Raw genomic sequence first — 17,563 nt, 5'->3', positions numbered from 1 at the left:
GCCGAACCACGCTACTCCCGCGCCCGCCCCGCCGGAAGGACCGTTCCTCGTGACGCCCCTTACAACCGGCGTTTGGGGAAGGAGAGGCCCTCTTTTAACACCTCGGTGTTAAGCGGGGCCCCTCCTCTACCGAATGCGTTAGGCGGGGCCCCCTCCTTACCAGCACCACGGCGGTGCCCAGCCCCCACGCGGCGGTCACCGTGAGCAGCAGCCGCTCCAGCACCCCCACCAGCGTGCCCCGGCCGACCAGCAGCATGGCCAGCCCGACCGCGCCGGCCAGCGGCAGCGCCACCGCCGCGCCGACCGCGGCGACCCGCCGCAGCGCGCCGCCGACCGCGGGGGAGAGGACCAGCGCCAGCATCGCGAAGACCACCGCCGCGGTGGCCGCGATGCTGGCCCCGCCGTGCACCAGGTCGGCCACCGTGGCGGCCTCGAACGGCGGCAGCGGGCAGCCGGCGCTGCACGTCACCGTGCCGGAGAGCACCGTGGCGACCGCGCCGACGCCGAGCAGCACGGACGCCGCCCGCGCCACCGCCGGCAGCGCGCCGGCGAGCAGCAGCAGCGCCGCCGCCAGCGCCAGGATCCCCATCCGGTACGCCCCGGCGTACCCGCTGTCGGCGACACCGGCCTCGCTGACGTACCCGGTCGGGCCGGGGCCCGGACCGGCGACCACGGCGACCGTCACCGCGACCGCCCCGGCCAGCACGCAGGCGGCGGCCCCGGCGGCGGCGACCCGGCGCGACGCGCGCTCAGCCACGCCCGTGCGGCGTGGTCCAGCCGGCCAGGTCCGGACCGAGCGGCACGATCCGGGTCGGGTTGATCATGTCGTGGGTGGCGTAGTAGTGCCGCTTGATGTGGTCGAAGTCGACCGTCTCGCCGAAGCCGGGCGTCTGGAACAGGTCCCGCGCGTACGCCCACAGCACCGGCATCTCGGTCAGCTTCTGCCGGTTGCACTTGAAGTGCCCGTGGTACGCCACGTCGAAGCGGACCAGCGTGGTGAACAGCCGCACGTCCGCCTCGGTGATCGCGTCCCCCATCAGGTAGCGTCGCCCGGCCAACCGCTCGCCCAGCGCGTCCAGCCGGGCGAACAGCGCGGTGTACGCCTCGTCGTACGCCGCCTGCGAGGTGGCGAAGCCGCACCGGTACACGCCGTTGTTGACGTCGGAGTGGATCTCCGCCATCAGCGCGTCCAGCTCCGGCCGCAGCTCGACCGGGTAGAGGTCCGGCGCGTCCGGCGCGTGGAACCGCCGCCACTCGGTGGAGAGGTCGAGCGTGAGCTGCGGATAGTCGTTGGTGACCACGCGCCCGGTCAGCGTGTCGACGAGCGCCGGCACGGTCACCCGGCCGGTGTAGTCACCGTCGGTGGCCAGGTACGCCTCGGAGAGGAACCCGACGCCCAGCACCGGATCGAAGCCGTCCGGGTCCAGCGCGAACCGCCAGCCCCGCTCGTCCCGGATCGGGTCCACGGTGCCCAGCGAGATCACCTCGTCCAGGCCGAGCAGGCCACGCACGATCCGGGCCCGGTGCGCCCACGGGCAGGCCCGGCACCAGATCAGCCGGTACCGGCCCGGCTCCAGCGGCCAGCGGCCCTGCTCGTCCGGCCCGCCGCCGGCCGGCGAGGTGGAGTGCGGGGTGACCCGCCCGGTGAACCGGTTGGGTTGGCGGACGAAGGAACCGCCGCCACTGGTCTCTGCGCTGAACTGGGCCCCGGCCATGCCGCCAACCTATCCGCTCCGGGCGCGGATATCCTGGCGCCGTGGCACCCCGGCGCGACCCGCCGGGCCGCCGCCGACCGACCCCTTCCCACCCCCGAAGGACGTGCGCGCGATGACCGTGGCCTACCTCGTTGCCGGAGTCCGCACCCCGATCGGCCGGTACGCCGGCGCCCTCGCCGGGGTCCGCCCCGACGACCTCGCCGCGCACGTGATCCGCGAGCTGGTGGCGCGGCACCCGTCGGTCGACTGGGCCCGCACCGACGACGTGATTCTCGGCTGCGCCAACCAGGCCGGCGAGGACAACCGCAACGTGGCCCGGATGGCCGCGCTGCTCGGTGGCCTGCCGGCGGAGGTGCCGGGCAGCACCGTCAACCGGCTCTGCGGCTCCGGCCTGGACGCGCTCGCCTCCGCCGCCCGCGCCATCGTCGCCGGGGACGCCGACCTGGTGGTGGCCGGCGGCGTGGAGAGCATGAGCCGCGCGCCGTTCGTGATGCCGAAGGCGACCACCCCGTTCTCCCGCGCCGCCGAGGTCTACGACACCACCATCGGCTGGCGGCTGGTCAACCCGCTGATGGAGCGCGGCTGGGGCATCGACTCGATGCCGGAGACGGCGGAGAACGTGGCCGCCGAGTTCGGCGTGGACCGCGCCGCGCAGGACGCGTTCGCGTACCGCTCGCAGCAGCGGGCCGCCAAGGCGCAGGCCGACGGCCGGCTGGCCGAGGAGATCGTCGGCGTCACCGTGCCGGCCGGCCGACGCGAGACGAAGCTCGTCGAGGTCGACGAGCACCCCCGGGAGACCACGCCGGAGAAGCTGGCCGCGCTGCCCACCCCGTTCCGGGACGGCGGCACGGTGACCGCCGGCAACTCCTCCGGCGTCAACGACGGCGCGGTGGCGCTGCTGGTCGCCTCCGCGGCGGCCGTCGAGCGCCACGGCCTCACCCCGCTGGCCCGGGTACGCGGCGCGGCGGCGGCCGGCGTCCCGCCACGGATCATGGGGATCGGGCCGGTCCCGGCGACCCGGAAGCTGCTCGACCGCCAGGGCCTCACGCTGGCCGACGTCGACGTGATCGAGCTGAACGAGGCGTTCGCCGCGCAGTCCGTGGCGGTGCTGCGGGAGCTGGGCCTGCCGGAGGACGCCGAGCACGTCAACCCGAACGGCGGGGCCATCGCGCTGGGCCACCCGCTCGGCGCCAGCGGCGCCCGGCTGGCGTTGACCGCCGCGCTGGAGCTGCGCCGCCGGGGTGGCCGGCGGGCGCTCGCGACCATGTGCGTCGGCGTCGGGCAGGGCATCTCGCTGCTGCTGGAGTCGGCCGGCTGAGCCCGGACGGCGGCATCGCCAGAAGTGGATCTCCCGTTGCCGGTCCGGCGCGCATAGAGTGGGCTGGACCACATGATCCGCCCGTTAGGGCGGGTGACGACCGGGGAGATCGCGCGATGCAGACGTCGGACGGACCCCCCGCCGGGATCGACCTGAGCCGGCCCAGCGCCGCCCGGGTCTACGACTACTTCCTCGGCGGGGCGCACAACTTCGAGATCGACCGGCAGCTCGCCGAGCAGATCGCGGCCATGACGCCGAACCTGGCGGCCACCATGCGCTCCGGGCGGGAGTTCCTGCGCCGGGCGGTGCGGGTGCTGCTCGACGCCGGCATCGACCAGTTCCTCGACATCGGCTCCGGCATCCCCACCGTCGGCAACGTGCACGAGGTCGCCCAGGCCGCGAACCCCGAGGCCCGGATCGTCTACGTCGACATCGACCCGGTGGCGGTGGCGCACAGCCACGAGCTGCTGGCCGGCAACGACCGGGCCACCGCGCTCCTGGCCGACCTGCGCGAGCCGAAGCTGATCCTGGACCAGGCCCGGGCCGGCGGCCTGATCGACTTCGACCGCCCGCTGGGCATCCTGCTCGCCGGCGTGGTGCACTTCGTGCCGGACGCGGACCGCCCGGCCGACATCCTGGCCACCCTGCGGGCCGCCGCCGCGCCGGGCAGTTTCCTGGTCATCTCGCACTCCACGTTCGAGGACCAGCCGCAGGAGATGCTGGACGCGCAGCGGCTGTCGGCGCGTACCGCCACCGAGATCACGCTCCGCTCGCGGGCCGAGATCACCGGCTTCTTCGGTGACTGGACGATCCTCGAACCGGGTGTGGTGCACATGCCGCTCTGGCGGCCCGACTCGCCCTCGGACGTGGACGAGCACCCGGAACGTTTCGGGGCGTTCGGCGGCGTCGCCCGGTACGACCGCGCTGCCGGGTGAGCCGACGTGCCCGCCCCGGAGCCCGTCGGGGATGACTTCAGCCGCCCCGGCGCCTCGGCGTACGCCGCCGAGTGGGCCCGGGCGGTGCGGCGCATCGGGTTCGTGCCGCTGAGCGCGGCCGAGACCGAGCGCCTGCTGGTGTCGCTCACCGAGCGGCTGGCCCGCGCGTTGCGGGCGCCCACCTTCTCCGCCCGGCCGGCGGAGGAGGTGGGGCGGGCTCTGGTGGAGGCGCACCTGACCGAGCCCGGCGTGCTCGACTGGTCGGTGCAGGCGCTCGGCGACCGGTTCCTGCCCTGGGTGCTGCCGGCCCGCGAGGATCTGCCCGAGCTGCGGGAACGGATCGCCTCGTTGCAGGGCGCGGTCGCCGCCGGGTTCAGCCGGGCGTTGCGGGACCGGGTGTTCAGCCAGCAGGAACGGATCGCCCGCTCCGCCTGGCAGGCCCGGGACGCCGTCGAGCAGGCGTTGCGGGACAGCGAGGCGCGGTTCCGGGCGGTCTTCACCGGCGCGGCCATCGGCATCGGCATCGCCGGCGTGGACGGGCACATCATCGAGGTCAACCAGTCCTTCGCGGACATGCTCGGCTACACGGTCGCGGAGCTGCGGCAGATGAACGTCTCCGCGCTGGCGTATGCCGACGACGCGGCCGGCATGTGGGAGCTCTACCAGGAGTTGATCGAGGGCAAACGGGACAGCGCCCGGGTGGAGAAGCGCTACTACCGCAAGGACGGCAGCGTGGTCTGGACCGACCTGGCCGTGTCGCTGATCCGGTACGACGACGGCCGGCCCCGGTTCACCGTGGCCATGATCGAGGACATCACCCAGCGGTACGAGCTTCAGCAGCGGCTGCGTTTCCAGGCGCTGCACGACCCGCTGACCGGCCTGCCCAACCGGACGCTGTTCTTCGAGACGCTCGGTGGCGTCTTCGCCGCGGCCGGTCCCGAGCAGCGCGTCGGGCTCTGCTTCATCGACCTGGACGGGTTCAAGGCGGTCAACGACAGCCTCGGTCACGACCTCGGTGACCGGCTGCTCCAGGTGATCGCCCGCCGGCTCAGCGACTGCGTGGCCGGCCGTGGGCACCTGGTGGCCCGGATGGGCGGCGACGAGTTCGTCATCCTGGTCGACTCCGGCGGCGGTCTCGACGACGCGGTGGAGGTGGCCGAGCTGGCGCTCGCGGCGGTCTCCGCCCCGGTGCACGTCGCCGACCAGCAGCTCGCGGTCTCGGCCAGCATCGGCATCGTGGACTGCCCGGCGGCGGAGACCAGCGCCGGCGAGCTGATGAAGGCCGCCGACACCACGCTCTACTGGGCCAAGGCCGAGGGGCGGGGCCGCTGGGCGGTGTACGACCCGGAGCGCAGCGCCGCCGACATCGCCCGGTCGGCGCTGGCCGCCAACCTGCCCGCCGCGCTGGACCGGGGCGAGTTCGTGCTGCACTACCAGCCGATCGTGTCGCTGTTGGACGGCACCATGGTGGCGGTCGAGGCGCTGGTCCGCTGGCAGCACCCGGAGCTGGGGCTGCTCGGGCCGGACCGCTTCATCGGCCTGGCCGAGGAGACCGGCCTGATCGTCCGGCTCGGCGCCTGGGTGCTGCGCCAGGCGTGCCGGGACGCCGAGTCGTGGCGGCGCGCCTTCGACGAGTCGACACCGGTGGTCAGCGTCAACCTGGCCGCCCGGCAGGCCGACGACCCGGCCATCGTGGAGACCGTGGCGGAGGCGTTGCAGCACACCGGCCTCCCGGCCGAGCTGCTCCAGCTCGAACTGACCGAGAGCGCGGTGATGGGCAGCGCGGGTGAGCCGCTGCGGGCCCTGCACCAGCTCGCCGACCTCGGGTTGCGGTTGGCCATCGACGACTTCGGCACCGGTTACTCGAACCTGGCGTACCTGCGCCGGCTGCCGATCCACTGTGTGAAGCTGGCCGGCCCGTTCGTCGAGGGCATCCGTGGTGACGGCGCGGTCGCCGACCACCGCGACGAGCGGATCGTCGACGCGCTGGTCCGGTTGGCGCACGCGTTGGAGCTGTCGGTGACGGCCGAGGCGGTGGAGACCGAGGTGCAGGCCGAGCGGCTGCGGGCGTTGCGCTGCGACACCGGCCAGGGTCGCTGGTTCGGCGCCCCGATGCCCGCCGACGCCATCCGCGCCCGCCTGGCGGGGTAAGGAAGGGCCCCCGCTCAACGCCTCCGGTAGTGGAGGGGCCCCCGCTTAACATCTCGGTTTACGCATCGCCCGCGCAGAGAAGAGAGAACTCGTGAGTCTGACCGATTCGCAGGCCGTGGTGTCGGTGGTCGCCGCGCTGGCGATCCTGGCCGGGCTGGCCGGCGTGGTGGTGCCCGGCCTGCCGGCGCTGCCGCTGTGCTGGGGCGGCGTGCTGGTGTGGGCGCTGTTCGGCGACGCCGGCCCGGGTCGGTGGGCGGTGCTCGCCGCCGCGACCGTGGTCGCCGCCGGTGGCACCGTGGTCAAGTACCTCTGGCCGGGGCGGAACCTGAAGCGGACCGGCGTGCCCACCCGGTCGCTGCTGGCCGGCGCGCTGCTCGGCGTGGTCGGGTTCTTCGTCATCCCGGTGATCGGGCTGCCGATCGGCTTCGTCGCCGGGATCTGGGGCGCGGAGCTGCTGCGGCTGGGCAGCAACCGGCTGGCCTGGCCGGCCACCGTGCAGGCGCTCAAGGCGGCCGGCCTGTCCATGCTTGTCGAGTTCATGGCCGGCATGGTGATCGCCGCGCTCTGGGTGGCGGGCCTGCTGTTCGCCTGAGCCACGGCGCTCGCCACCCGCGCGGCCCGGCCCCGGGACCGCGAACCCCTCGGGGGCCGGTGACTAGGTGCACATGCCGGTGCCGACCTCGTCGAAGGTCTGGCCGGCGACCGGTACGAACCGCCAGCGGTACTCGCCGGGCAGCAACGTCAGGCGGAGGACCCCGAAGACGCAGCCGTTGCGGACCTCACTGTTGGGCGCGACGGTCGGAAACTCCGGCTGGAGCGATCGGCCGCCGGTGCCGACGATGAACTGGCGTACCCCCCGGTGGGGGTCGGCGGCCCCGGTCGGGGTCTGCGGGGCGAACCGTTCGTACTGGTGGTTGTGGCCGTTGAGCAGGACTTCCACGTGGGCGTCGTAGAGGGCCTGGAACAGCGGCCGGTAGGCGGCGCTGCCGCGACCGCCGGAGGCGAACAGCGGCTGGTGCCAGTAGGCGACGGTGCATCGGGCGGTGCTGGCCGCCAGGTCGGCCCGCAACCACCGTTCCTGCGGGGAACCGGCGTGACAGCCGCCGACCTCCGCGCAGTTGGAGTTGAGGACGACGACGTGCCACTGGCCGCCGGCCATGTCGTAGGAGTACCAGCCCTTGTCCGGTGGCCCGGCGGCGGCGCCGAAGTATCGGAAGTAGCCGGCGGCGTCGGGGGTGAGGTACTCGTGGTTGCCCACGGCGGGACGGGTGCGGGACTTGTGCCGACCCCAGGTGGGGGCGTAGCAGGCCGCGTACTCCTCGGGGGTGCCCTTCTCGTAGACCGTGTCACCGAGCGCCGCGACGACGCCGACCTCGGTGTCGAGCACCTCGGCGGTCTGCTCGTCGCGGTCGCTGCGGCAGTCGGCGATGTCCCCGGCGGCGAGAAGCACGGTGTCGTCCGTGCCGGGCACCCCGGTGTAGACCAGCAGCGCGGGGCCGGGCCTGTTGTTCTCCCGGCTCTGGTAGTAGACGCCGTCGGGGTTGTCGGAGAGGATGCCGAAGCTGATCACTCCGTTACCCTGAACCAAGTCGGTGACGTCGATGTCCTGGATGAAGTTGGGTCGTACCCGCTCGACCGGGGCGAGTGGGGGGCCGATCGGGGCGGGCCGGGTGGCGTAGGTCAGGGTGCTCTCCGACCACGCGCTGCCGGACGGAAACACCTGACCACCGTTGGTGCTGCCCGCGTAGCTGGTGTTCAGCGTCTCCATCCGCAGCGTCGCGTGCAGGACCGGCTCGGTGAGGCCGGTGACCACGAAGGCCAGATAGGTGATCCGGTCAGGGTCGCCGGCGACGACGAGCTGGCCCCGGTCGTTGTAGTTGGTGTTCGGAGCGTTGGCGTTGACGTAGGTGTCCCGGCTGGCCGGAAAGATGTGGGTGGTGACCTCGGCGGCGGCCGGCGGTGCGACGAGGGTCACCGCGAGGACGAGGGCTACGAGGGTGACGGCGCGGAGGATTCTCATGCGCCATTACAGCGTCGCCCGGGTCAATCCACCGTCACCGGCGGGAGGCGGTGAGTGACCCCGCCCCCCGGGCCGCGACCAGGTCGGTGCGCCGGCGGTGCCTGCGGTAGAGCTGCCGGAACACGCCGTCCGGGAAGGCCGGATGCCAGGGCTTCACCGGGCCGGCCAGGTGGATGATGGACGCGTCCGTGATGCTCCCGCCGACGCTCGGGTCGAGCCGCCACGCCATCATGTGGTTCCAGCGCTTGGGGAGCCGGGTCCACCGGCCGTAGACCGCGTGGTTGAGCGCGTCCTGGTCCGGGAAACGCGCCTCGTGGGCGTGGCGGGCGATGTAGTCGAGCGCCGCGGCGGTGATCTCGAGTTCCCGCCACCGCGGCACGTCGATGAGCAGCACCCCGGAGTTCAGGTACGGGGCCTGGGCGTCGAGGTCACGGTAGCCGTAGATGCCGGGCAGGCCGCCGTTGTCGATGAGGCGGCGGGTGAACGCGTCCCGGACCGCGCCGACCGGCGTGTCGCCCAGGTCCACGTCGCGCAACGGCGCCAGAGAGCCGGTGCAGAGCACGTCGGAGTCGAGGTAGAGCAGCCGATCGACGCCCGGGGGCAGGGCGTGCGGGATCAGCAGCCGCAGATACATGGCGGCGGAGAGGTAGCTCAGGTGGGGCTCGCGGGACCCGGGCAGGCGGATCGGGGGCGGCTCCACGGTCAGGAAGGTGACGGTGGCGTGCCGGGCCGCCCGGGTCAGCGAGGCCCGGGCCTGCTCGGTGACGTCGTCGTCGGCGGCCAGCCAGAACCGCAGCGGTTCGGTCGGCATCTGGGCGGCCACGGTGGACATCACGACAGCCGCGTGCGGGGCGTAGGTGGCATCGAAGGCCAGTGCGCAGTCCAGGATTACCTCCTCGGTCGGGGTGGACACCTGTCAATTTACAACGTTGCATTTCTGTCGACAACCCAAGGCCCTACGCCGGTTCGGGGGGAGGTGGCCTTCCCGGCCTGACGGCGTCCGTCGACCGGTAGGGAGCGGCGGCGCGGGCGTCCGGGGGTACGGCGAGACGCCGTACTTCAGTGAGAGAGAGGTGGACGCCGCGCGCCGCCGCGGACCGGGCGTTGCCGAGCGCCCGGTGCCGGCCCGTCGGGTCGGGCCTGGTCACAGCTCCAAGGATGCCCCGGGCCGGGAGCCGGGACAACGCATTTAACCGGTACGCGTATTGACCACCTTGATCGGCGGGAGCAGACTGCGAGCACTCGCCCGAGGAGGTGTGCAGTGGCCACGACGCCCGCGCCGACCGCCGAGCAGCCGATGGACGACGACGCCCGACGACTCGCCGAACTCGGCTACAAACAGGAGCTGCGCCGCAAGTGGAGCGGCTTCTCCAACTTCGCCATCTCGTTCTCGATCATCTCGATCCTGGCCGGCTGCTTCACCACGTTCGGTCAGGCGTGGAACAACGGCGGCCCGGTGGCCGTGTCCTGGGGCTGGCCGCTGATCTCGATGTTCATCCTGGTCATCGGGTTCTGCCTGGCCGAGTTGGTCTCCGCCTACCCAACCGCGGGCGGGATCTACTGGTGGGCGGCGACCATGGGTCGGCCGGTGCACGGCTGGTTCACCGGCTGGCTCAACCTGATCGGGCTGGTCGCGGTCACCGCCTCGGTCGACTACGGCTGCGCCACGTTCCTCAACCTGACGCTGTCGGCGCTCGTCGACGGCTGGGCCGGCACCGGCCAGCAGACGTTCGGGCTGTTCGTGGTGATCCTCGCGCTGCACGGCCTGATCAACATCTACGGGCACCGCATCATCGACGTACTCCAGAACGTCTCGGTCTGGTGGCACGTGGCCGGCGCGGCCGTGGTGGTGCTGATCCTGGTCCTGGTCCCGGACGAGCACCAGAGCTTCCAGTTCGTGTTCACCGAGCGGTTCAACAACTCCGGCTTCGGCGACGGGGACACCGGCGGGTTGACGTTCTGGTTCTACGTGCTGCCGCTGGGCTTCCTGCTCACGCAGTACACGATCACCGGCTTCGACGCCTGCGCGCACGTCTCCGAGGAGACCCGGGGCGCGTCCAAGGCCGCCGCGCAGGGACTGTGGCGATCGATCTTCTACTCCGCCGTCGGCGGCTGGATCCTGCTGCTCGCGTTCCTGTTCGCCGCCACCGACGTGGACGCGATCAACGACGCCGGCGGCTTCTCCGGGGCGATCTTCTCCACGGCGCTGACCCCGTTCTTCTTCAAGGTGGTCATCATCATCTCCACCATCGGGCAGTTCTTCTGCGGGATGAGCTGCGTGACCTCGATGTCGCGGATGGCGTACGCGTTCAGCCGGGACCGGGCGGTGCCGGGCTGGCGGCTCTGGTCGACTGTCAACCGCAACGGCACGCCGGTCAACGCCATCATCGGCGCCACGCTGGCCGGGCTGGTGCTCACGCTGCCCGCGCTCTACCAGCGCGGCGGCATCCCGGTCGCGTTCTACGCGGTGGTGTCGGTGGCGGTGATCGGGCTCTACCTGTCCTTCATCATCCCGATCTTCCTGCGGCTGCGGATGGGGGACCGGTTCGTCCCGGGCCCGTGGACGCTCGGCCGCCGTTACCGGCTGCTCGGCTGGATCGCGGTGGTGGAGATCGCCGTCATCTCGGTCTACTTCGTGCTGCCGATCGTCCCGGCCGGCGTGCCGGGCCACCCCGACTTCTCCTGGACGGCGGTGAACTACGCACCGCTGGCGATCGGAGGCGTGCTGCTCGGCGTAGCGATCTGGTGGTACGCCTCGGCCCGCACCTGGTTCACCGGCCCCCGCCGAACGGTCGAGGAGTCGCCCGCCGCAACCCCCACCCCACCCTCCTGACCGTGCGCGCCGCGTCGCTCGGTGGAACGCCATGGCTGTCAAAACGCGCGCCAGACACCCACAGCGTTCCACCCGACGGGCTGCGTGGCGGTCAGTGGAACGTCATGGGTGTCAAAGCGGGCTCTTGACACCCGTGACGTTCCACCCATGCGGCTGGGATCAGGGGGCGGCGGGGAACTGTCGGGTCAGGGTGATGAACGAGCGCCACGACGACGGGGTGACGTGGAGGGTGCCGCCGTCGCGGTTTTTCGAGTCGCGGACCAGCACCACGCCCGGCAGATTGGCGGCCACTTCGACGCAGTCGCCGCCGCTCGTGCCGCTGCGGGTGGACTTCTTCCAGATCGCGTTACTGAGGTCCATGCTGACTCTCGACTTCCTTGATCAGGGCGACCGACCGGGCGTGCGGCAACGCTGCGCTGCGCACCCCTTCCCACTTTGCCAGAAGCGTCGCCGTGGCGTCCTCCCCGTCGACGGCCGAGCCGGCGAGCTGATTCTCCATGTGCCCGGCCCAGCCGCCCTCTGTCAGGTGTGCCAGCGCCAGCGGCCCGGAGAGGCCGACGTGAAGGCCGGCGTCGGCCGGAATGACGTGCAGGTGGACGTGGGGCAGCTCGGCCATCTGCACCAGGTGGGCGAGTTGCTCGGCCATGACAGCGTCCCGGCGGCGGAGTGTGGACTCGTCGGTGACGGCGACGACGAGAGGGGGACGCTCGCGGGTGAGGATCTCCTGCCGTGCCATCCGCGCCGCCACCTGCTTCTCCACCTCCTCGGGCGGCCTGGTGGTGTCGAACCGCAACACCGTGCGGGCGTAGTTCGCGGTCTGGAACAGGCCGGGGATCAGGCACGGATTGAAGTATCGGAGCTGTCGGGCTGAGCGTTCCGCCTCCAGCCAGGGCTTGAACCACGACGGCTGGCTGTCCCGCTCGGCCATCCGCAGCAGCGACGTCAGCAGGCCGTCACTCTTCAGCACCTCGTCGGCGCGGGCCAGAAATGCGCGGTCCAAAGGGCGGGTGCCGGTCTCCACCGCCGAGACCATCGACGCCGAGTAGTGCACCTGTCGGCCGAAATCCTCCTGGGTGAGACCGGATGCGGAACGCATCCGCCGGAGCTGGGTTCGGATGAGGCTCGCTGTCGGTTCCTCCACAGTTCCTCCACAGATCTGATCCGAGGTGCACTCGACTTCCGCTGGCCGGGCCACGCCCGCACAGGTGCGTCGTGACCAGGCTCGATGCCTTCCGACCGTAGTGGTGTGCTCAGCAGACTGTCACGTAGGCGGATCCGCTCGCCGCAGAGGGGCGCGGGCGGGTTCCAGCCCGGGGCCGCCCGGTCCCGACGATGCGCCGGGCGGCCCCCTCCACCCGAACCACGAGGAGGCCGACGATGACGGGTCGCCGACGGGTGCCGCACGTGCCCACGCGCCCGCTGTGGCGGTGCCGCAACTGTGGCGCGGAGTGGCCCTGCCAGCCGGCGCGGCTGTCGCTGCTCGTCGAGTACCGGGGCGACCGCCTCGGGCTGCTGTTCCATTTGGGCGGCCTGATGGCCGAGGCGCACGAACACCTCGCCCGGCTGAACCCGGACCACGTGCCGGACCTGCACCGCCGATTCCTGGCCTGGGCGCGGGCGCGTGACTGACGCCGAGGACGGCTGTCCGCGTACCCCCGGGGTCAGGGTGTGGGTTGACGGTGGGTGAGCGGGAAGCGGAGGACGCGGTCGTCGTCGGCCGCCGGTGGGACGTTGCGCGGCTCGCGGTTGCTGGTGGTCACCCAGAGCGCGCCGTCCGGGGCGACCGCGACGGTACGCAGGCGGCCGAACGTCCCGACCAGCTCCGCCACCGGTACGCCGACCGTGCCGTCGGGGTCGACCGGCACCGCCCAGAGCCGGGTACCGCGCAGCGCGGCCACGTAGAGCGTGCCCCGGGTGAACGCCGCGCCGCTCGGGGACGCCTGCGCCGGTGGCCAGACCACGACCGGGTCCCGGAAGCGGCTGTCACCGGCGACGCCCTCCACGATCGGCCAGCCGTAGTTGCCGCCCGGCACGATCCGGTTCACCTCGTCCCAGGTGTTCTGCCCGAACTCGGTGGCGAACAGCCGGCCGTGCCGGTCCCAGGTCAGCCCCTGCACGTTGCGGTGGCCGTAGCTGTAGACCGGCGAGCCGGGGAACGGATTGTCCGCCGGCACGCCGCCGTCCGGGCGGATCCGCAGGATCTTGCCGTTGCGGCTGGTCAGATCCTGGGCGCGGGCGGGGACCCCGGCGTCGCCGACGCCGGCGTAGAGCATGCCGTCCGGGCCGAACGCGATCCGCCCGCCGTCGTGGAACGTGGCCCGGGGGATGCCGCTGAGCAGCACCTGCGGGACCGGCGTGGCGGCCAGCCGGAACCGGACCACGCGGAGGTCGGTGGCGGTGGTGTAGGCGGCGTACACCCAGCCGTCCCGCCGGTAGGTGGGGGACACCGCGAGCCCGAGCAGGCCCGCCTCGCCGCCGGCGACCACGTCGGCGATCCGGGCCACCTGCCGGGCCGGGCCGCTGGGGCGGACCCGCAGGATGGTGCCCGGGTCCCGCTGGGCGACCAGGGCGCTGCCGTCGGGCAGGAAGTCCAGCCCCCAGGGCACCACCAACCCGGTGGCGACCACCTGCGGGTTCGCCAGGTCGTAGCCGGTCGCCGGCCGCTGCGGGCGGCTGACGTGCCGCTCCACGTCGGCGGGGCGCAGGTCGACCAGGTCCGGCTGCGGCGCCGTCTCGACGGCGGGCCGGTCGGGGGCGGCGGCGGGCTGCCGGTCGGCGCGGGCGTCGGTGGCGCCCAACCCGATCGCGAGGACGGCAACGGTGGCCGCGACGATCCGACGACGCATGTGTTCTCCCCGGTTTCGCACCCGGTCCCACCGGGGCATTGACGGTGATCCGGTTTGCCAGTAGACCTTGGTGATGGAGGCCCCCTGATGAGTAGAACGCCGTTCTCGCTGGAGCAGTTGCGGGTCGCCGTCGCCGAGGGCGAGATCGACACGGTGGTGCTCGCCCTCACCGACATGCAGGGCCGCCTCCAGGGCAAGCGGATCCACGCGCCGTTCTTCCTCGACAACGTGCTGGAGAACGGCAGCGAGGGCTGCAACTACCTGCTCGCCGTGGACGTCGACATGAACACCGTCGACGGGTACGCGATGTCGAGCTGGGAACGCGGCTACGGCGACTTCGCCATGAAGCCCGACCTGGACACGCTGCGCCGGACGCCGTGGCAGCCCGGCTCCGCGATGGTGCTGGCCGACCTGGAGTGGCTGGACGGCTCCGGCCCGGTGGTCGCCTCGCCCCGGCAGATCCTGCGCCGGCAGCTCGACCGGCTGGCCGCGCACGGGCTGACCGCGTACGCCGGCACCGAGCTGGAGTTCGTGCTCTACCGCGACTCGTACGAGGAGGCGTGGTCGCGCGGCTACCGCGACCTGACCCCGGCGAACCAGTACAACGTGGACTACTCGCTGCTCGGCACCGCCCGGGTGGAGCCGCTGCTGCGCCGCATCCGCACCGAGATGGCCGCCGCCGGGTTGACGCCGGAGAGCGCGAAGGGCGAGTGCAACCTCGGCCAGCACGAGATCGCCTTCCGGTACGACGAGGCGGTGGCCTGCGCCGACCACCACGTCGTCTACAAGAACGGGGCGAAGGAGATCGCCGCCCAGGAGGGCATGGCGATCACGTTCATGGCGAAGCCGAACGCGCGGGAGGGCAACTCTTGCCACATCCACTTCTCGCTGCGCGACGCGTCCGGGTCGTCGGCGATGCTCGGTGACGGGCCGGCGCACCTGAGCGTGACCGGGCAGCGGGTGCTGGCCGGGCTGCTCGCCACGATGCGCGAGTTCAGTCTGCTCTTCGCCCCGAACATCAACTCCTACAAGCGGTACCAGCCGGGCTCGTTCGCGCCGACCGCGCTGCGCTGGGGCACCGACAACCGCACCTGCGCGCTGCGGCTGGTCGGGCACGGGCAGGGGATGCGGGTGGAGAACCGGGTGCCGGGGGCGGACGTCAACCCGTACCTGGCGATCGCCGCGCTGGTGGCCGGCGCGGTGTACGGCATCGAGCACGAGCTGGAGTTGGCCGAGGAGTGCACCGGCAACGCGTACGACGACCCGGCCGCCGAGCGGGTCCCCGGCACGCTGCGGGACGCGCTCGACCTCTGGCAGCGTTCGACGGTCGCCCCGGAGGCGTTCGGCGACGAGGTGGTCGCCCACTACGCCAACTACGCGAAGGTCGAGCTGTCCGCCTTCGACGCCGCCGTCACGGACTGGGAGCTGACCCGTGGCTTCGAACGCCTCTGACCCCACCCCCACCCCCACCCCCGTCCCTCGCCGATCTTGCACTTGCGGCCCGCTTTTCGCGGCATGAGAGGCTTTTGTCCGGGCATCATCTGCAAGATCGACGAGGCGAATCGACGAGGCGAGGAGCGAGGGAGGGGCGTGCGTGGGTGAGGTGATCTCGCCGGTCAGCGGGACGGCGATCGCGGAGGTGGCGTCCGCGTCCGTGGCGGAGGTGGACGCCGCGGTGGCGCGGGCGGCTGCCGCGTACGAGGGGTGGCGTCGGGTGGCGCCGGGGGACCGGGCGCGGCTGCTGCGGCGGTTCGCCGCCGAGGTGGACGCGCACCTGGAGGAGTTGGCCCAACTGGAGGTGCGCAACTCCGGGCACACCGTCGGCAACGCGCGCTGGGAGGCCGGCAACGTCCGCGACGTGCTCGACTACTACGCGGGCGCGCCGGAGCGGCTGACCGGCCGGCAGATCCCGGTGCCCGGCGGGCTCGACGTCACGTTCCACGAGCCGCTGGGCGTGGTCGGCGTGATCGTGCCGTGGAACTTCCCGATGCCGATCGCCGGCTGGGGGCTCGCCCCGGCACTGGCGGCCGGCAACACGGTGGTGCTCAAACCGGCCGAGCTGACGCCGCTGACCGCGCTGCGCCTGGCCGAGCTGGCGCTCGACGCCGGGCTGCCCGAGGGCGTGTTCACCGTGCTGCCCGGCCGGGGCAGCGTGGTCGGCGAGCGGTTCGTCACCCACCCGGCGGTCCGCAAGATCTGCTTCACCGGCTCCACCGAGGTCGGCACCCGGATCATGGCCGGCTGTGCCGACCAGGTGAAACGGGTGACGCTGGAGCTGGGCGGCAAGTCCGCGAACATCGTCTTCGCCGACGCGGACCTGGCGAAGGCGGCGGCCACCGCGCCGTCCGCGGTCTTCGACAACGCCGGCCAGGACTGCTGCGCCCGCTCCCGGATCCTGGTCCAGCGCCAGGTGTACGACCGCTTCCTGGAACTGCTCGAACCGGCCGTGCGGGCGTTCCGGGTGGAGGACCCGGCCCGGGAGACGGCCGAGATGGGGCCGCTGATCTCCGCCGCGCACCGGGACCGGGTCGCCGGGTACGTCGACGGCGCGACCGTGGCGTTCACCGGCTCCCGCCCGGACGGCCCCGGCTTCTGGTACGCCCCGACCGTGCTGCTCGCCGACTCCGCGGCGGACCGGCACTGGCGCGAGGAGATCTTCGGCCCGGTCGTCTCGGTGCTCCCGTTCGACGACGAGGCGGACGCGGTCCGGCTCGCCAACGACACCGAGTACGGCCTCTCCGGCTCGATCTGGACCCGGGACGTGGGTCGGGCCGTGCGGGTCGCCCGGGGGGTCGAGGCCGGCAACCTGAGCGTCAACTCGCACTCCTCGGTGCGCTACTGGACCCCGTTCGGCGGGATGAAGCGCTCCGGTCTCGGCCGGGAGCTGGGTCCGGACGCGCTGCACGCCTTCACCGACGTCAAGAACGTGTTCATCGGCACCGAGGAGTGATCACAGTGCAGGGACGGCTTTCCGACCGGGTGGCGGTGGTGACCGGCGCGGGCAGTGGCATCGGGCTGGCCACCGTGCGGCGCTTCGCCGCCGAGGGCGCGCGGGTGGTCTGCGTGGACATCGACGCCGACGCCGGCACCCGGGCCGCCGACGAGGTGGGCGGCGAGTTCGTGGCCACCGACGTGGCCGACGAGACGGCGGTCCGCGACCTGTTCGACGGCGTGGTGGCCCGCCACGGCCGGGTGGACGTGTCGTTCCACAACGCCGGCATCTCGCCGCCGGACGACGACTCGATCCTGGAGACCGGGCTGGACGCCTGGGAGCGGGTGCTGCGGGTCAACACCACGAGCGTCTACCTCTGCTGCAAGCACGTCATCCCGCACATGCGGCGGCAGGGCAAGGGCTCGATCATCAACACCGCCTCGTTCGTGGCCCTGATGGGCGCGGCCACGTCGCAGATCGCGTACACGGCGAGCAAGGGCGGGGTGCTGGCGATGACCCGCGAGCTGGGCGTGCAGTTCGCCCGCGAGGGCATCCGGGTCAACGCGCTGTGCCCCGGCCCGGTCGCCACCCCGCTGCTGCTGGAGCTGTTCGCGAAGGACCCGGAGCGGGCCGCCCGCCGGCTGGTGCACGTGCCGATGGGGCGGTTCGGCGACCCGACCGAGATCGCCGCCGCGGTGGCGTTCCTGGCCAGCGACGACGCCTCGTTCATGACCGCCGCGCAGTTCGTGGTCGACGGCGGCATCACCGGCGCGTACGTCACGCCGCTGTGAGGCTGGTCAACCCGGGGTCGCC

16 protein-coding genes are annotated in these 17,563 nt (G+C 72.6%); 9 read left to right on the top strand and 7 right to left on the bottom strand.

The window, feature by feature from the left end:
* Positions 1-94 precede the first annotated feature (94 nt).
* Together ACIA6B_RS19600 and ACIA6B_RS19595 are read right to left on the bottom strand one after the other, a co-directional pair.
* Positions 95-757 carry a DUF998 domain-containing protein gene (locus ACIA6B_RS19600; RefSeq protein WP_396775130.1) on the bottom strand — a complete coding sequence of 221 codons (663 nt, stop codon included), beginning with the start codon at positions 755-757 and terminating at the stop codon, positions 95-97.
* A complete protein-coding gene (locus ACIA6B_RS19595; protein ID WP_396775129.1) occupies positions 750-1,715 on the bottom strand; it encodes a glutathione S-transferase family protein in 966 nt (321 codons plus the stop codon). The genes ACIA6B_RS19600 and ACIA6B_RS19595 overlap by 8 nt, the downstream gene beginning before the upstream one ends.
* Before the next feature lie 112 nt (positions 1,716-1,827).
* On the opposite strand from ACIA6B_RS19595, the gene pcaF reads away from it, so the two are divergent.
* The 4 genes from pcaF to ACIA6B_RS19575 all read left to right on the top strand — a co-directional run bounded on the left by pcaF (position 1,828) and on the right by ACIA6B_RS19575 (position 6,711).
* Positions 1,828-3,033, top strand: coding sequence for a 3-oxoadipyl-CoA thiolase (pcaF, locus tag ACIA6B_RS19590; RefSeq protein ID WP_396775127.1), 1,206 nt, complete (start codon positions 1,828-1,830; stop codon positions 3,031-3,033).
* A 116-nt stretch (positions 3,034-3,149) separates the two neighbouring features.
* The gene (locus ACIA6B_RS19585) at positions 3,150-3,968 is read left to right on the top strand and encodes an SAM-dependent methyltransferase (protein ID WP_396775125.1); all 819 of its coding nucleotides are present in this window, start codon (positions 3,150-3,152) and stop codon (positions 3,966-3,968) included.
* Between the two features lie 6 nt (positions 3,969-3,974).
* On the top strand, positions 3,975-6,119 hold the full coding sequence (locus tag ACIA6B_RS19580; protein WP_396775123.1) for a putative bifunctional diguanylate cyclase/phosphodiesterase: 2,145 nt from the start codon (positions 3,975-3,977) through the stop codon (positions 6,117-6,119).
* Positions 6,120-6,210: 91 nt separating this feature from the next.
* The gene (locus tag ACIA6B_RS19575; protein ID WP_343442911.1) at positions 6,211-6,711 is read left to right on the top strand and encodes a DUF456 domain-containing protein; all 501 of its coding nucleotides are present in this window, start codon (positions 6,211-6,213) and stop codon (positions 6,709-6,711) included.
* A 63-nt stretch (positions 6,712-6,774) separates the two neighbouring features.
* Here ACIA6B_RS19575 and ACIA6B_RS19570 read toward each other — a convergent pair whose 3' ends face one another.
* A complete protein-coding gene (locus tag ACIA6B_RS19570; protein ID WP_396775121.1) occupies positions 6,775-8,139 on the bottom strand; it encodes a DNRLRE domain-containing protein in 1,365 nt (454 codons plus the stop codon).
* 34 nt (positions 8,140-8,173) lie between these two features.
* A complete protein-coding gene (locus ACIA6B_RS19565; protein WP_396775120.1) occupies positions 8,174-9,052 on the bottom strand; it encodes a glycosyltransferase family 8 protein in 879 nt (292 codons plus the stop codon).
* A gap of 348 nt (positions 9,053-9,400) precedes the next feature.
* On the opposite strand from ACIA6B_RS19565, the gene ACIA6B_RS19560 reads away from it, so the two are divergent.
* Positions 9,401-10,972: an amino acid permease gene (locus tag ACIA6B_RS19560; RefSeq protein WP_396775118.1), complete on the top strand. Its 1,572-nt coding sequence runs from the start codon at positions 9,401-9,403 to the stop codon at positions 10,970-10,972.
* A gap of 159 nt (positions 10,973-11,131) precedes the next feature.
* Here ACIA6B_RS19560 and ACIA6B_RS19555 read toward each other — a convergent pair whose 3' ends face one another.
* The gene (locus ACIA6B_RS19555) at positions 11,132-11,332 is read right to left on the bottom strand and encodes a DUF397 domain-containing protein (protein WP_396775117.1); all 201 of its coding nucleotides are present in this window, start codon (positions 11,330-11,332) and stop codon (positions 11,132-11,134) included.
* Positions 11,319-12,113: a helix-turn-helix domain-containing protein gene (locus tag ACIA6B_RS19550; protein ID WP_396775114.1), complete on the bottom strand. Its 795-nt coding sequence runs from the start codon at positions 12,111-12,113 to the stop codon at positions 11,319-11,321. Before ACIA6B_RS19550 ends, ACIA6B_RS19555 begins: the two co-directional genes overlap by 14 nt.
* A 236-nt stretch (positions 12,114-12,349) precedes the next feature.
* On the opposite strand from ACIA6B_RS19550, the gene ACIA6B_RS19545 reads away from it, so the two are divergent.
* Positions 12,350-12,601: a flavin reductase gene (locus ACIA6B_RS19545; RefSeq protein ID WP_396775112.1), complete on the top strand. Its 252-nt coding sequence runs from the start codon at positions 12,350-12,352 to the stop codon at positions 12,599-12,601.
* A gap of 32 nt (positions 12,602-12,633) precedes the next feature.
* On the opposite strand, the gene ACIA6B_RS19540 is transcribed toward ACIA6B_RS19545, so the two are convergent.
* The gene (locus tag ACIA6B_RS19540) at positions 12,634-13,818 is read right to left on the bottom strand and encodes a PQQ-dependent sugar dehydrogenase (RefSeq protein ID WP_396775110.1); all 1,185 of its coding nucleotides are present in this window, start codon (positions 13,816-13,818) and stop codon (positions 12,634-12,636) included.
* Between the two features lie 87 nt (positions 13,819-13,905).
* Between ACIA6B_RS19540 and ACIA6B_RS19535 the strand changes: the two genes are divergently transcribed.
* The 3 genes from ACIA6B_RS19535 (at position 13,906) to ACIA6B_RS19525 (ending at position 17,541) form a co-directional block, all read left to right on the top strand.
* A complete protein-coding gene (locus tag ACIA6B_RS19535) occupies positions 13,906-15,270 on the top strand; it encodes a glutamine synthetase family protein (RefSeq protein ID WP_396775108.1) in 1,365 nt (454 codons plus the stop codon).
* A 151-nt stretch (positions 15,271-15,421) separates the two neighbouring features.
* Positions 15,422-16,768, top strand: a complete 1,347-nt coding sequence (locus ACIA6B_RS19530; protein ID WP_396775471.1) for an aldehyde dehydrogenase family protein — start codon at positions 15,422-15,424, stop codon at positions 16,766-16,768.
* 5 nt (positions 16,769-16,773) lie between these two features.
* Complete coding sequence (locus tag ACIA6B_RS19525; RefSeq protein WP_396775106.1) at positions 16,774-17,541, top strand: 3-oxoacyl-ACP reductase; 768 nt, start codon at positions 16,774-16,776, stop codon at positions 17,539-17,541.
* The last annotated feature ends 22 nt before the right edge of the window (positions 17,542-17,563 follow it).

The sequence above is a fragment of the Micromonospora sp. NPDC051141 genome (assembly GCF_044455765.1).
Taxonomy (GTDB): Bacteria; Actinomycetota; Actinomycetes; order Mycobacteriales; family Micromonosporaceae; genus Micromonospora.
The sequence above is the reverse complement of the archived record's forward strand: the minus strand, read 5'-3'. Positions and strand labels throughout refer to the sequence as shown.

Coding starts and splice junctions, on each gene's coding strand:
- ACIA6B_RS19595 (WP_396775129.1), bottom strand. CDS start 1,715: ATGGCCGGGGCCCAGTTCAGCGCAGAGACCAGTGGCGGCGGTTCCTTC.
- pcaF (WP_396775127.1), top strand. CDS start 1,828: ATGACCGTGGCCTACCTCGTTGCCGGAGTCCGCACCCCGATCGGCCGG.
- ACIA6B_RS19585 (WP_396775125.1), top strand. CDS start 3,150: ATGCAGACGTCGGACGGACCCCCCGCCGGGATCGACCTGAGCCGGCCC.
- ACIA6B_RS19570 (WP_396775121.1), bottom strand. CDS start 8,139: ATGAGAATCCTCCGCGCCGTCACCCTCGTAGCCCTCGTCCTCGCGGTG.
- ACIA6B_RS19555 (WP_396775117.1), bottom strand. CDS start 11,332: ATGGACCTCAGTAACGCGATCTGGAAGAAGTCCACCCGCAGCGGCACG.
- ACIA6B_RS19545 (WP_396775112.1), top strand. CDS start 12,350: ATGACGGGTCGCCGACGGGTGCCGCACGTGCCCACGCGCCCGCTGTGG.
- ACIA6B_RS19540 (WP_396775110.1), bottom strand. CDS start 13,818: ATGCGTCGTCGGATCGTCGCGGCCACCGTTGCCGTCCTCGCGATCGGG.
- ACIA6B_RS19535 (WP_396775108.1), top strand. CDS start 13,906: ATGAGTAGAACGCCGTTCTCGCTGGAGCAGTTGCGGGTCGCCGTCGCC.